This window comes from Microbacterium sp. X-17 (genome assembly GCF_039615055.1).
The window spans coordinates 703,552-717,217 of the sequence record NZ_JBDHNI010000003.1 but is presented as its reverse complement, the minus strand read 5'-3'; the positions used below and the strand labels follow the sequence as shown (position 1 = coordinate 717,217).

Below are 13,666 nucleotides of genomic sequence, written 5' to 3'. Positions count from 1 at the left end.
CGCCGGCCGCCCTCGCCCGGACGGACATGTCGAAAGCAAGGCCCACACGGGGCCAGCGGCATATCGAGCCACGACCGGACGAAGACGACCAACACCAACCCTGCCAGCCAGTCCCAGACCAGCCGAGTCCAGACTGACAGCGGCATATCCTCACTCGCTGCGCTCCCTGCGGTATTCCACAGTCCCCGCACTGCGCACCGTCCAGTCGCCACAGATCTCCCCGCCGGAAAGGCAAACAAAACTCTAATGAGACCGGTTGGTCTGGGACTGGCTGGCAGACTGACGTCCGGTTCGGCGTCGCGTGACTCAAAACAACAATGGCCTCTAGGGTGCCTTTCGATCGATCTGTCCGCGCGCTGAGCTGGGCGTCGGTTTGTCTGTTCCGATGGCTTGATAGAAGGTCGTCCGCGACCGGCGAACCGGCTCGTGTGGCTTATAAGAGTTCCGCCTCGAAACACCTCCAGACCGACGAACTGCACTGTTGGCCAACCGGAAGGGGACCATCGGAGTGAGCTCCGTGGCTGATCACTATGACCATGTCGTCGGCGTCGACACGCGTGCACGAACACACACCTATGCCGTTCTGGAAGCAGGGACCGGACGCCGACTCGACGCGGCAACCTTCCCGACAACGGCGAACGGGCTCGGCCGAGCACTGGCTTGGATGCGACGGTGCGCTCAGGGTCGCGTCCTGGTCGCAATCGAGGGCGCGAGTTCCTATGGTTCGGGCCTCCGGCTAGCCCTGATCGCCGCTGGCGTCGACGTTTGCGACGTCCGACCGCGGAAGCGGGCCGCTCGTGCTGGCCGCGGCAAATCGGACGAGATCGACGCGATCGCAGCAGCCCGGACCGCTCTGGCCTCAGATGTCGAACGGCTGACGACCCCGCGATCGGACGGACTCCGCGCGGCGCTGCGAGTGCTGCTGGTCGCACGGGAGGCGATGGACAGCCGGCGCACCGCAGAGCGGAACGCGCTGACCGCCTTGCTGCGCAGCTTCGATCTCGGCATCGACGTTCGCAAGCCACTCACTGACACCCAGGTGAAGGAGGTCGCCGGCTGGCGGCAGCGCTCAGCCGAGGACGCCGCGATGGTCACGATCCGACAGGAAGCGCGTCGGCTGGCGGTCTCGGTCCAAGCGCTCTCCGCGCAGCTGGCTGAGAATCAGGCGGCGTTGGCCGGGCATGTTCAGGAGCTTGCGCCCGGGTTGCAGCAGTTGCTCGGAGTTGGTGCTGTCACCGGCGCGATCCTGGTCACCGCGTATTCGCATCAGGGGCGTGTCCGCAGCGAGGCGGCGTTCGCCGCTCTGGCCGGAGCGTCTCCGCTGGGGGCCTAGAGCGGGAACACGACCCGGCATCGTTTGAATCGGCATGGCGATCGGCAGGTGAACCGGGCGTTGGATGTCATCGCTCGGGTCCGGTTGAGTTGTGATCCTCCAACCCGCGACTATCTGGCCAGGCGGCTGGCCGAAGGCAAGAGCAAACGCGAGATTCGACGCGGCCTGAAGCGCTACATCGCCCGGCAACTGTTCCGTCATCTGAACGCCGTAGTGCCGTGACCGCTGCGCTCACGGCCAGGGTGTGATCAGTTCCGTCTGTTCCAGGCGACATCGTGAGGAAGATGTCTGCGGATGATCTGTCGGATCAGTTGTTCGGGCGTCGTCTTAAGCGCAGCAGCCAGTCGCAGGATCTCGATGCGCTCCTGCTGAGAGAAGTGCAGCGTCAACAGCGACGCCCCGCTGTCGTCCGCCCTGGCCAAGAACGCGTTGTTGTCGGCTGTCCCACTCATGCCCACAGGATGATCCACGTGAAGCGTCGCCACTAGCTCCCTGAATGCCTTCTCATCCGCGTGGTCGGCGAATTGGGCACAGCGGTCGCTGTCTCCGAAGCGGCCAAGGCACTGGAGCCGCACGGAGGCGGCGCCGTCTTTGTCGGATGGAACGCCTCCGGCGTGCTGTTCCCCTTGGTTTTCTTTCCGATCCGGCAGCCGATCATAGCGAGCTCCACCAGCTCCGTTCCCTTCGCGCGCTTTTTGCAGACTCCACTCGCTGCGCTCCCTGCGCTTAGCAACCACTCCCTCCGGGCACTGCGCTGCCTCCGCCCGCTCTCGATCTTTGTGCCGGAACGGCAAGAAAAACGATCAGGAGCAGGACAGCAAAGCGCCCCGCCTGGTCACGCCGGCTCGGCAGACCAATTTGACACCGGCCCATAGAAGGGTCGATCAACCAGGGGAGTGATCAGGATGCGACTATTCATCATCGATGCGAGCAACATGGGTCCGGAAGTGCAAGGCGGCCTGATCGGGGTGGTTGGCTCGGCCAGCCCTTCGGCGGAGGAGAAGAGGGAGTGTGTGGAGACCGTAAGCAGATACGCCGTCGATGGATGGGCGATCGCCGCGGACCCACGCACGCCGATCGGCCGGCTTGCGGCAATCACGGCCGAGACCGCAGGCGTGCCCTTCCTAGCTTTCAACCGGGTCGCCCAGCGGGGCGGCCCGGTGATCGGGGCCTTGAGGCTTGGGTCACCGGCGCGCGAACTGTCCTGAACGCACAAGGGAAGCGGACCCAGCACGGGTCCGCTTCCGTGTGCGGCTCAGCCTCCCGCGCCCGGTTCGGCGGTGGCTGAAGGACCGATTTCTTCCGTCTCTATGGTCGTCCAACCAGTCGCGATCTGTTCGACTTCGCTGAGGCTGTAGCTTCTCCGGACTATCGGGCGGTGTCAAGGGATAACGAGACGCTTCCGTGTCTACGCTTGTCAGATGGTCGCTAGCGTCCTCTCTGTTGAACCGCGAGACCTCTATGCCTCAGGGTGTAGGCCGGAAGCTCCACCCACGCGCCCTGTTGCATTGCGGATTCGTGCGCCGCGATTCCAACGCCCGTCCAGTTGGCAGCAGTCACCTCGTCGATCGCAGCGTGTCGCCCTTCGACGATGCTCGAGACGAACTCGTGCACCAGGTGCGGGTGGGATCCGCCGTGCCCACTGCCCTGCACAAACGACAGATGCGCGTTCTCCTCGTCGTACACCCCGTGTGTGGTGAACGACCGGATCTCCTCGGGGAGTCGATCTGCGAAGTCCGGGATTTCGACACGTTCCGGAGTCTCCCCGGTGAACACGACGAAGCCGGCATCCTGCGTCTGCTCCCACTCGAACGACTTGAGTGAACCGTAGACGTCGAAGCTCTCGCGGTACTCGCGAGCGGTGTTGAACAGGGATCGGGTGACTTCGGCCGCGAGATCCGAGTCGTGCAGACGCAGGTGGGCCGATTCGATGGCAAACGGCGAACCGTACCGGCCGATCAGCGCCTCGTCGATGCGCCCGGATCCGACACACGACACCGCGGCGGCGGAGTGCCCCGCGAGAGTCAGCAACGGGCTCACGGCGTGCGTCGCGTAATGCATCGGCGGAAGGCCTTCCCAGTAGCCGGGCCACCCGCCCATCTCCTGCTGGTGGGAACCGCGCAGGAACTGAATGCGGCCCAGCGCTCCGGACCTCGCGAGCTCCTGTGCGTACAGGAACTCCCGCGAGTACACGACCGTCTCCATCATCATGTAGTTCTTTCCGGCGGTGCGGGCGGCATCGATGATCGCCTTGCAGTCCTCGAGGCTGGTGGCCATGGGTACGGTGCACGCCACATGCTTGCCCGCTCGGAGGGCGGCAATCGACTGCTGCGCGTGCTCTGGGATCGGCGTGTTGATGTGGATCGCATCCACGTCGGGATCGGCGAGGACCTCCTCATACGAGGTGTAGCGCTTCTCGATGCCGAACGCGTCACCGACCTCGTCGACACCGCCGCGATCGCGGCGGCAGATCGCGACCAGTTCCGCGTCGGGATGCCGCTGGTAGATCGGGATGAATTCGGCGCCGAAACCCAATCCCACGATCGCGACTCGCACTCGCTGCCCCATTGAAGCCCTCCTTCGTAGCGAGCCTCAACGCTAACCATCGCCCGCCGGCACCTCCATGAACTATCTCGCTGTGAGGCTTAGATTTAGTGCATGCCTGCGATGCGCGAACGACAAGTCGCCCTCCTCATCGAAACGTCGAACGCTTACGCGCGTGGACTGCTCGGAGGGATCCGGCGCTATCTGATCGACCACCCGGGCTGGTCGATCTACCTCGGCGAGCACAGTCGTCAGGACACCGACCTCTCCTGGTTGGAGGGATGGCGGGGAGACGGCATCATCGCGCGAATCGAGAACCGTCAGATCGCCGACCAGGTCCGCCGGCTAGATCTGCCCGCCGTCGACCTGAGCGCGGCACGTCTACTCCCCGAGCTGCCCTGCGTGGAGACCGACGATGAACAGATCGCGAGGGGTGCCGTCGACCACCTTGCCTCGCGAGGCCTGCGCCACTTCGCGTACTGCGGCGACGAGCGGTTCGCCTGGTCCATCAAGCGACGTGAGTGGTTTCGACTCTGCTTGGCCGAGCGTGGCGTCGTCGCGCACGAGTACGACCTCGCGCCGAGTGGCACGATCGCCGACGACCGCGCCGCGTTGGCGCGATGGGTGGCCGACCTGCCGAAGCCCATCGGCATCCTGGCGTGCTACGACATCGCAGGCCAGTCGGTCCTCGAGGCCTGCGCCATAGCCGGGGTGGACGTCCCCGACGAGGTAGCGGTGCTCGGCGTCGATAACGACGATCTCATCTGCAATCTGACCAGTCCACCACTGTCCAGCATTCAATCCGATGCGTCCCGGACGGGATACTTCGCCGCGTCGCTGCTCGACGAGATGATGGCGGGTGCGCCGGTACCCGGCGAGCTGCACCTCGTGCCGCCGATGGGAATTGTGACGCGACAGTCGACGGATATTCTTGCGGTCGACGATCCGGTCGTCGTCCGCGCTCTGCGATTCATCAGGGAGCGCGCGGAGCAGCCGGTCTCGGTCTCCCTCGTCGAGCGTCACGCGGGACTCGCGCGCCGCGCCCTCGACATCCGGTTTCTCAAGCTCATCGGCCACACGGTGCACAGCGAGATCACGCAGGTGCGGATGGAGAGGCTCGCGCAGCTCCTCGCTGAGACCGATGCCACCCTCCCTCAGCTCGCGGAGCGCCTGGGATTCCCGCACGCCGAGTACATGGGCGTCGCCTTCAAGCGATACACCGGTCGCGCTCCCGGGGAATACCGACGTGCTGCCAGGGGAGGCCCGACCGAGTAATAAAACGAAGGGATGCAGCGAGATAGTTCATGGAGGTACTGGTAGGGCCTGGTTACTTTTGACGACACCGCAGGCCCGGACATCGGCGCCCGCGCCGCGATCGGTGAGAACGCCGGTCGAAGGTAGGCAAAGGAGGCTACTGATATGCGCCACAGCACCTGGCGGTCCGGTTCCCCGGTCCGCATGGCGGCGGCACTGACCGCTGCGTTCGTCGTGGTCGCAACCCTCGCAGGTTGCGCATCCGGCGGCACCGATTCCCCAAGCGGCGGGTCCAAGACGCTGACGCTCTCCACTCCTGGGCCGAGCCTCGGCTTCGACCCGGCCGAATCGCAGCCCGGCTACTTCGAGCAGTACATGCAGCCGGTCTACGACACGCTGTTCCGGCTCAACCCCAAGGGCGAGCCGACGCCGAACCTGGCGACCAAGTGGAGCTACGACAAGTCGCTGACCAGTCTGACCATCGACCTGCGGACCGACGTGAAGTTCAGCGACGGGTCCAAGCTCGATGCAAATGCCGTCAAGGAGAGCCTGGAGCACACGAAATCGGGCACCTCGACCACGGCCACACAACTGGCGTCAGTGAAGAGCATCCACGCCGCGAGTGCCGAGGAGGTGCAGATCACATTGTCTGCCCCCGATCCCTCGTTGCTCGCCAATCTCGGCAACCAAGCCGGCATGATCGCCAATCCCGCGGGCATCACGGCGAAGACACTGAAAGACACGCCAGCAGGATCGGGTCCGTACACACTCGACAAGGCCGCGACGACCGCGGGGACGACCTATACCTACGTGCGGAACAAGACCTACTGGAACACCAAGGACTTCCCGTTCGACAAGGTCGTGTTGACCGTGCTTGCTGACCCGACTGCCGTGCTCAACGCGCTGCGGACCAAGCAGATCCAAGGCGGCACGATCGACGGCGTCAAAGATGCAGCGGTCGCGAAGGCCAGCAAATTCAACACCATCACCTGGGCGAACGGCGACCTCGAGGCGCTGTACTTCTACGACAAGAACGGGACCATCGCTCCGCAGCTGAAGGATGTCCGCGTCCGGCAGGCGATCAACTACGCGCTCAACCGCGCGGCGATCGTCAAGGCCGAATACGGAACGCTGGCGACTCCGACCGAGCAGATGTTCGCGATCTCGAAGGACAACGGAATCTACGATCCGAGGCTGGACTCGACGTACCCGTACGACCCGGCGAAGGCAAAGAAGCTGCTTGCCGATGCCGGATACCCGAACGGCTTCAGCATCACGATGCCGGACTGGGCCGCCGTCGCGCCGGCGCCGCTCACCGAGATCAACCAGAACCTGGCGGATGTCGGGATCAAGGTGGTCCCGGACACCCTCCCGCCGGACAAGCTGTACGCCAGCACGCTCCAGGGAAAGTACCCGATGGGCTGGCAGCCGTACGACGACAACCGACCGTGGGATCTGATCGGCTACCAGTTACGTCCGACCTCGCCCTGGAACCCCTTCCACTACGAGGACCCGACGGTCACCGACCTGATCTCGCAGATACAGGTGGCGACCGGTGACAAACAGCTCGCGCTGTACAAGGAGCTGAACGAGTACCTGGTCAAGACGGCGTGGTCCGCGCCGATCGCGGCGGCGATCCTCACCTACGCTACGACCAGCGACGTCACCGTGACGCCGCAGGCGTACTCGAAGCGCCCGCCGCTGTACAACTACCGTCCCCCCACTTTATTTGTGCGGGGGCCCCGCCCGGGCGGGCCCCGACGAACCGTCGAGGTCCTCCCCATGCTCTGGTTTCTGTTCCGCCGCGTCGTCGGTGCGATTGTTCTCGCACTCGTCGTGACTCTGCTCACCTTCTTGCTGATGAGTCTCAACGAAGACACCGTCGCGCGGACCATCGTCGGCACCTCGGCACCGGCATCGGTCGTTCACGCCAAGGAGGTCGAACTCGGCCTCGACCAACCCGTGCTGGTGCGGTACGTCGAGTGGGTGGTGAACGCCCTGCACGGCGACTTCGGACGCTCCTGGTTCACGGGGGATGCGGTCGGCGTGCTGCTGCAGAACAAGGCGCCCGTCACATTCTCGCTCGTCATCGCCGCCATCCTGCTCTCCGCCGTGATCAGCATCGCGCTCGGGGTGTTCGCGGCGGTTCGCGGGGGTTGGGTCGATCGGGTGCTCCAGGCGGTCTCGCTGCTCGGCTTCGCGCTACCGGGGTTCGTACTCGCCCTCTTCCTCGCCCTGTTCTTCGCCGTGCAGCTGGGATGGTTCCCCGCCGTCGGCTACGTCCCGATCGCCCAATCGCCCGCGCTCTGGCTCGCGTCCATCACCCTGCCGACTCTCGCCCTCGCCGCTCAGGTGATCGCGGGAACGAGCCAGCAGGTGCGGGGGTCGATGGTCGACGTGCTGCAGTCCGACTACGTCCGAACACTTCGCAGCCGCGGGATCAGCAGCGCCAGCCTGTACCTCCGTCACGCCCTGCGCAGCGCGTCCCCGCCGGCGGTCACCGTACTGGGCCTGCAGTGCATCGGGCTGATCGGCGGCACCGTGGTCGTCGAGAAGGTGTTCGGACTCATGGGCCTCGGATCGGCCATCCAAGGGGGCGCAGGCCAAGGAGATGTCCCGATCGTGATGGGCGTGGTCGCCATCCTGGTGCTCGTCATCGTGATCATCAACCTCGTCCTCGATCTCGCCTATGCCTGGCTCAATCCGAAGGTGCGTGCCGCGTGACCATTCCCGACTCGACAAGCGCCGTTCCAATCGGCGTGAAACAACCCCGACCGGGCACCCTTCGTCGGATGCTCTCCGATCCGGTGATCGTCGCCAACGCCGCGGTGCTCGCGCTCATCGTGGTCGTCTGCGTCGCGGCGCCGCTCATCACCTCAGCGAGCCCGATCCGCTCATCGACCGGCGACATCCTCATCCCCCCGTCGGCCGCGCACCCTCTCGGCGGCGACGGCGTCGGACGTGACGTGCTCGCACGACTGCTCTACGGCGGCCAGGCGAGCCTCCTCGGTGCACTCATCACGGTCGCGGTCGCCATCGCCATCGGAGCGCCTCTCGGACTCATCGCCGGCTACTTCCGGGGCTGGTTCGACGGGGTGTCGAACTGGGTCTTCAACCTGATCATGGCGATCCCGGCGATCGTGCTCCTGCTCGTCGTCCTGGTCGCCGTGGGCAACAACATCTACATCGCGATGGTCGTCTTCGGTGTGCTCATCGCGCCCAGTGTGTTCCGCATCGTGCGCGCGTCCGTCACGGCCGTGCGCGAGGAGCTGTACGTCGATGCGGCACGCGTGGCGGGCCTGAGCGAGGGAAGGATCGTCCGGCGTCACATCCTCCGCGTGTCGATCGCGCCGCTCATCATCCAGGCGTCGCAGCTGCTCGGGGTCGGAGTAGTCATCCAGGCGGGTCTCGAGTTCCTGGGGTTGGGCTCCGCGAGCAAGCCCAGCTGGGGTGGGATGCTCAACGACGCCTTCCCGAATATCTACGCCGATCCGCTTCTGCTGGTCTGGCCGTCTGCGGCCATCGTCATCACCGTGATCTGCACCTCCCTGCTCGGCAACGCGGTGCGCGACCGATACCAGGGCCGGGGGCGCCAGAGCGTCCGTCCGTCACGGGCCGGCGACATCGAGGTGACGAATGGAGGGTCGGCCATGCCCCCGATCGAGGGAGCCATTCTCGAGGTCGAAGACCTCCGCGTCAGCTACGGCGACCGGAACGTCGTCGCCGGCGTCGGTTTCGCCGTCATGGCAGGAGAAGTGCTCGGCATCGTCGGCGAGACCGGATCCGGCAAGTCGCAGACGGCCTTCGCCATCATGGGCTTGCTCCCAGCCGCCGCACGGCGCAGGGCGGCTCGCATCCTGTTCGACGGCTCCGACCTCCAGACCATCGACGACGCGGCCGTCAATCGACTGCGGGGCAAACGGATCGGCTACATCCCTCAGGAGCCGATGTCGAACCTCGACCCGGCGTTCACGATCGGTTCCCAGCTCGTCGAGCCGATCCGCCGGCATCTTCACATTTCGCGCACCGAAGCTCGTCGCCGATCGCTCGAGCTGCTCGCGCGCGTCGGCATCCGCGAGCCCGAGCGGGTGTTCCGCTCCTACCCGCACGAGTTGTCGGGCGGGATGGCACAGCGCGTGCTGATCGCGGGGGCGGTCTCGTGCGATCCCGACCTGGTGATCGCCGACGAGCCGACCACCGCCCTCGACGTCACCGTGCAGGCCGAAGTCCTGCAGCTGCTCCGATCCCTCCAGGCGGAGCGCGGCATGGCGATGATGATCGTCACCCATGACTTCGGCGTGGTCGCTGACATCTGCGACCGTGTGGTGGTCATGCGGGATGGGACGATCGTCGAGAGCGCCCCGGTCCGACAGTTGTTCGCCGACCCCCAGCACGCGTACACGCGCCTGCTGTTGGACTCGAGTCTCGCCGACTCGCCATTCCGAGAGGAGCTCGCCGGATGAGCGTCACCGACCGGGAGCCGCTGCTCCGCGTGGACGACCTGGTCGTCGAATACCCGGGCCGCGGTCTGCGACGGCCGCCATTCCGTGCTCTGCATGAGGTGTCGATCCAGGTCGCTCGCGGCGAGACGCTGGGGATCGTCGGCGAGTCCGGCTCGGGCAAGACGACGCTCGGTCGCGCCATCCTGGGGCTCGCGCCGGTGACCTCGGGCCGCGTGGCATTCGACGGACGCGACATCTCGCACCTCGCGAAGCACGATCGCCGCGCGCTGAGCAGCGACATCCAGGTGGTCTTCCAGGATCCGTACAGCTCCCTCAACCCGGCCATGACGGTGTTCGAGATCCTCACCGAGCCCCTTCGGGTTGCGGGAATCTCCTCCGCAGACGCGCGTCGGCGCGTGCAGACGCTCCTCGACCAGGTGCATCTGCCGAGTGACGCCGGGGACCGCTACCCCAACGAATTCTCGGGGGGCCAGCGCCAGCGGGTGGCCATCGCGCGAGCGCTCTCGAGGGAACCCCGATTGGTGGTCTGCGATGAGCCGGTGAGCGGACTCGACCTGTCCAATCAGGCGACTGTGCTCGATCTCTTCATGGAGATCCAGAACCGCACCGGCGTCGCCTATCTGTTCGTGACGCACGACATCTCTTTGGTCCGCCACATCAGCCATCGCGTCGTCGTGATGAATCAAGGGCGCACCGTGGAAGAGGGGACCGCGCGGCAAGTGACCACAGACCCACGAGATCCGTACACCCAGCGGCTCATGCTCGCCGCCCCGGTGCCGGACCCCGAGCGACAGGCGGCGCGGCGAGAGCAGTTCCGCGCCATCGACGCGGCGTGAAGCCGCCAGAAGAGAGACGACGACGATGACCATCACCGTTCCCCCTGAGATCGCAAAGCAGATCCGGTTCGCGGCACACGCGATCAGTTGGACGATTCCGATGGGCGACGCCATCCCCGGCTGGCTCGACGAGGTCGTCGAAGCCGGCTACGACGGCGTCGCCGTGTTCGGCTTCCAGATCAAGGACTTCATCGACCGTCCGGACGACTTCGGGCGCCTGCTCGACGCACGGGGTCTGCAACTGGCGGCAGTGACCGGGCTGCTCGACGACACGCAGGAGTGGGCGGAGAAGCTCATGGACTTCATGAGCGCACTCGGCGCGGAGCATCTGGCCTGCACCGACTTCGATACGACGCTGACCATTCCCAAGGCCATCGAGATCCTCGATGAGCGAGCGGGTGTGGGTGACTCCCGAGGACTCAAGGTCTACTACCACAACCACACGGGCGGAGTCGGCGAGACCATGGCGCAGGTGGAGGCGATCTTCGACGGGATCGAGCCCGCGCACCGTCACGTGATGCTCGATGTCGGGCACGCGACGAAGGACTTCCCGGAACTGCCGCCCGCCGAACGCGCGCTCGACTTCCTTACCCGCCGGTGGGGAACGCTCGAGTACCTGGAGTTCAAGGACTTCAACGATGAGACGGACTTGAACACTCCGCTCGGCGAGGGATACGCCGACTGGGACGGCATCGCCCAGCTCATCGCCGGCGGCGGCTACGAGGGATGGATCGTCATCGAACAGAACGGCAACCTCGGCCCGAGCCGCGGCCGAACGCCGCTCGAGTGCGCCACCATCAGCCGCGACTTCGTGCGGCGCTACGGACTCTGAGGAGGAGCAATCTGATGACCGAGTACTACAACCCCTACGCGGGCTTCGGCGGCGATGACCGGCGATGGCTGAAATCGCAGTTCCACATGCACAACCTGCGCGGTGACCCCGCGCGCGGTTCCTTCACCTACTCGATGGAGGGCATGGACGACTTCTTCTGGGACTACAAGGCGGCGGGCTTCGACGTCGTCGCTCACGCGATGCACAACGACATGCTCGACACCTCGCATCTCGACGAGCTGGTGGGCATCCGCTCGTTCAACGGCGAGGAGTACGTCGACTACGACGGGATCCTCCTGGTCGGGATCAAGCGAGGCCATCGCGGCGAACCGCAGGATGTGATCGACGAGACGAACGCCGAGGGCGGCTTCGCGATCATCTGCCACCCCAACCAGAATCCCGCGCTGAGCGAGCTGCCCGGCATCCCCGTGCTGCTCACCAAGGAGATGTCGCGCACCCTCACCGGCGTCGTCGGCGTCGAGATCTACACGGGGTGCCTCTCGCGTCGGGAGATGGCGGGGGTGCCCTTCGGCCTCAGCCTCGCGACCGACTACTGGGACGAGGCCTTGAGCTCCGGCCGGCTCCTGTGGGGTTTCGCCACCGACGACTCGCACAATGGCTGGGAGATGAATGTCGGGTGGACCGACGTCCTCTCGGCGACGGACGACTTCCCAGCGTTCAAGTCCGCCGTGGTCGCGGGCGCCGTCGTCGCCAGTCGCGGCATGCGCCTGTACGGCTGGTCGTTCGACGGCGAAGTCCTCCAGGTGGAGGCCGACTTGCCGTATCAGCGCGCCGGCGAAGCCGAGTACCGCTTTATCTCCGACGGAGGAGTTGTCCGTGCGACGGAGCGTGGTCGTACGGGGAGCTACCGACTCCAAGGTGATGAGACCTACCTGCGGGTCGAAGCGCTCAATGGGGACGGTTCCATCTTGTGGACGCAGCCGCTCCTCGCACGTGATCGCTTCGAGGTGCCGACGGTCTGATGGCGTCCACGGTGACGGCTCGTCCGTTCGGCGAGACCCCGGATGGTCGACTCGTTCGGCTATGGACCATGCACGACGCCGACCGGGGCGTCACGGTGTCGGTGATGGAGTGGGGAGCCTGCATTCAGTCCGTCAGGGCGCCGGATCGGAGCGGTGTCAGCTCCGAGATCGCCCTCGGGTTCCCCCGGCTGGCCGACTACCTCCGCGACGAGTATCGGCGTCACAACCCCTACTTCGGTGCGACGATCGGTCGGTACGCGAATCGCATCGCCCAGTCCCGGTTCTCCTTGGATGGCGTCGAATACCGCCCACAGGCTAACGAGGGCCCCCACCTCCTTCACGGTGGCGCCGAAGGCTTCGACGGACGGCTATGGAGCGCGACGCCGCTCGATGACGGTGTGCGCTTGGAGTACACGTCACCAGCCGGCGAGGGGGGTTTCCCCGGGACGGTCCGGGTGACGGTGGAGTTTACGCTCATCGATGGGGATCTCACACTGGAAACTCGTGCGGAGTCCGACGCCCGCACGGTTCTCAACCCGACCAATCACAGCTACTGGAATCTCGCGGGCGACGAGGCGGAGTCCGCGGCCGGACACCTCCTGCGGATCGACGCCGACAGCTACCTGCCAGTCGACGATCAGTTGATCCCGATCGGGACCCTCGAGCCGGTGGCCGGATCGCCGTTCGACTTCCGACAGCTCGGTCCGTTGGACGAGCGACTGGGTCAGAACCACCTGCAACTGGAGCGAGCGGGGGGAATCGACCACAGCTACGTTCTGCGCCCTCCGCAGGACGCTGAACGGCTGCGGCCTGCAGTGACGATCCAACATCCTGGAAGCGGGCGCACCCTCAAGTTCGCGACTTCGGAGCCCGCCGTGCAGCTCTACTCCGGAAACGCGCTCGACGGTCGCTTCCTCGGACACGGCGGTCGCGCCTACGGCCGGCGCTCGGGGATCGCGGTGGAACCGCAGCATTTCCCCGACAGCCCCAACCGACCCGCCTTCCCGTCGACCGTTCTGGGTGTCGGGAAACGGTTCACGTCGAGCACCCGGATGAGGTTCTGCACATTCGACGACTGAACGAACCGCTACTCGGCCACCGGCTGCAGCAACATCCGCACCACGACGTGCTGGCGTCCAGGCAGGTCGACGCGCATCGTGCCCGTATGGGCGCCCGGTACCTCGTCGATCGTCATGTTCCAGCCGTCGATCACCGCCAGTTGCGCAACGAAGCCCTCGGGGACGGCGATGTCTCGGATTACCGGACGGTCGCGTCCGAAGTGGATCAGCACAAACTCACCGGCGACACCTCCCCACACCGCGTCGAACTGGGAGGGCAATGCGTCCACGCGCCCGCTGAGCGACGCCGCGACGAGTTCGCGGAGGAACCCGATCCTGGCTGGGCTCTCTCCCTCCAACGTA

Annotated in this window: 11 protein-coding genes and 1 pseudogene; 9 read left to right on the top strand and 3 right to left on the bottom strand. The window is 65.8% G+C overall.

Translation table 11 applies throughout. From position 1 onward, the window contains the following. Positions 1 to 508 precede the first annotated feature (508 nt). Positions 509 to 1,555: pseudogene (locus tag ABCS02_RS17675) on the top strand (IS110 family transposase). 26 nt (positions 1,556 to 1,581) lie between these two features. Here the strand turns inward: ABCS02_RS17675 and ABCS02_RS17670 are convergent. After that, on the bottom strand, positions 1,582 to 1,785 hold the full coding sequence (locus ABCS02_RS17670) for a hypothetical protein (protein WP_345836977.1): 204 nt from the start codon (positions 1,783 to 1,785) through the stop codon (positions 1,582 to 1,584). Between the two features lie 453 nt (positions 1,786 to 2,238). Between ABCS02_RS17670 and ABCS02_RS17665 the strand changes: the two genes are divergently transcribed. After that, positions 2,239 to 2,541 (top strand): hypothetical protein, encoded by a 303-nt coding sequence (locus ABCS02_RS17665; RefSeq protein WP_345836976.1) that lies wholly within the window; start codon positions 2,239 to 2,241, stop codon positions 2,539 to 2,541. A 220-nt stretch (positions 2,542 to 2,761) separates the two neighbouring features. On the opposite strand, the gene ABCS02_RS17660 is transcribed toward ABCS02_RS17665, so the two are convergent. Further along, positions 2,762 to 3,901, bottom strand: a complete 1,140-nt coding sequence (locus ABCS02_RS17660) for a Gfo/Idh/MocA family oxidoreductase (protein WP_345836975.1) — start codon at positions 3,899 to 3,901, stop codon at positions 2,762 to 2,764. Between the two features lie 90 nt (positions 3,902 to 3,991). On the opposite strand from ABCS02_RS17660, the gene ABCS02_RS17655 reads away from it, so the two are divergent. The 7 genes from ABCS02_RS17655 (at position 3,992) to ABCS02_RS17625 (ending at position 13,324) form a co-directional block, all read left to right on the top strand. Beyond that, positions 3,992 to 5,152 carry a DNA-binding transcriptional regulator gene (locus ABCS02_RS17655; RefSeq protein WP_345836974.1) on the top strand — a complete coding sequence of 387 codons (1,161 nt, stop codon included), beginning with the start codon at positions 3,992 to 3,994 and terminating at the stop codon, positions 5,150 to 5,152. Between the two features lie 144 nt (positions 5,153 to 5,296). Beyond that, complete coding sequence (locus ABCS02_RS17650) at positions 5,297 to 7,855, top strand: ABC transporter substrate-binding protein (protein ID WP_345836973.1); 2,559 nt, start codon at positions 5,297 to 5,299, stop codon at positions 7,853 to 7,855. Positions 7,856 to 7,923: 68 nt separating this feature from the next. Then, positions 7,924 to 9,594: a dipeptide/oligopeptide/nickel ABC transporter permease/ATP-binding protein gene (locus ABCS02_RS17645; RefSeq protein WP_345836972.1), complete on the top strand. Its 1,671-nt coding sequence runs from the start codon at positions 7,924 to 7,926 to the stop codon at positions 9,592 to 9,594. Then, positions 9,591 to 10,430: an ATP-binding cassette domain-containing protein gene (locus ABCS02_RS17640; RefSeq protein WP_345836971.1), complete on the top strand. Its 840-nt coding sequence runs from the start codon at positions 9,591 to 9,593 to the stop codon at positions 10,428 to 10,430. Before ABCS02_RS17645 ends, ABCS02_RS17640 begins: the two co-directional genes overlap by 4 nt. 25 nt (positions 10,431 to 10,455) lie before the next feature. Further along, a complete protein-coding gene (locus tag ABCS02_RS17635; protein ID WP_345836970.1) occupies positions 10,456 to 11,262 on the top strand; it encodes a sugar phosphate isomerase/epimerase family protein in 807 nt (268 codons plus the stop codon). Between the two features lie 14 nt (positions 11,263 to 11,276). Beyond that, positions 11,277 to 12,245 (top strand): hypothetical protein, encoded by a 969-nt coding sequence (locus tag ABCS02_RS17630; protein ID WP_345836969.1) that lies wholly within the window; start codon positions 11,277 to 11,279, stop codon positions 12,243 to 12,245. Then, positions 12,245 to 13,324 (top strand): aldose epimerase family protein, encoded by a 1,080-nt coding sequence (locus ABCS02_RS17625; RefSeq protein WP_345836968.1) that lies wholly within the window; start codon positions 12,245 to 12,247, stop codon positions 13,322 to 13,324. The genes ABCS02_RS17630 and ABCS02_RS17625 overlap by 1 nt, the downstream gene beginning before the upstream one ends. Positions 13,325 to 13,332: 8 nt before the next feature. Here ABCS02_RS17625 and ABCS02_RS17620 read toward each other — a convergent pair whose 3' ends face one another. After that, complete coding sequence (locus ABCS02_RS17620; RefSeq protein ID WP_345836967.1) at positions 13,333 to 13,662, bottom strand: DUF5605 domain-containing protein; 330 nt, start codon at positions 13,660 to 13,662, stop codon at positions 13,333 to 13,335. Positions 13,663 to 13,666: the final 4 nt, after the last annotated feature.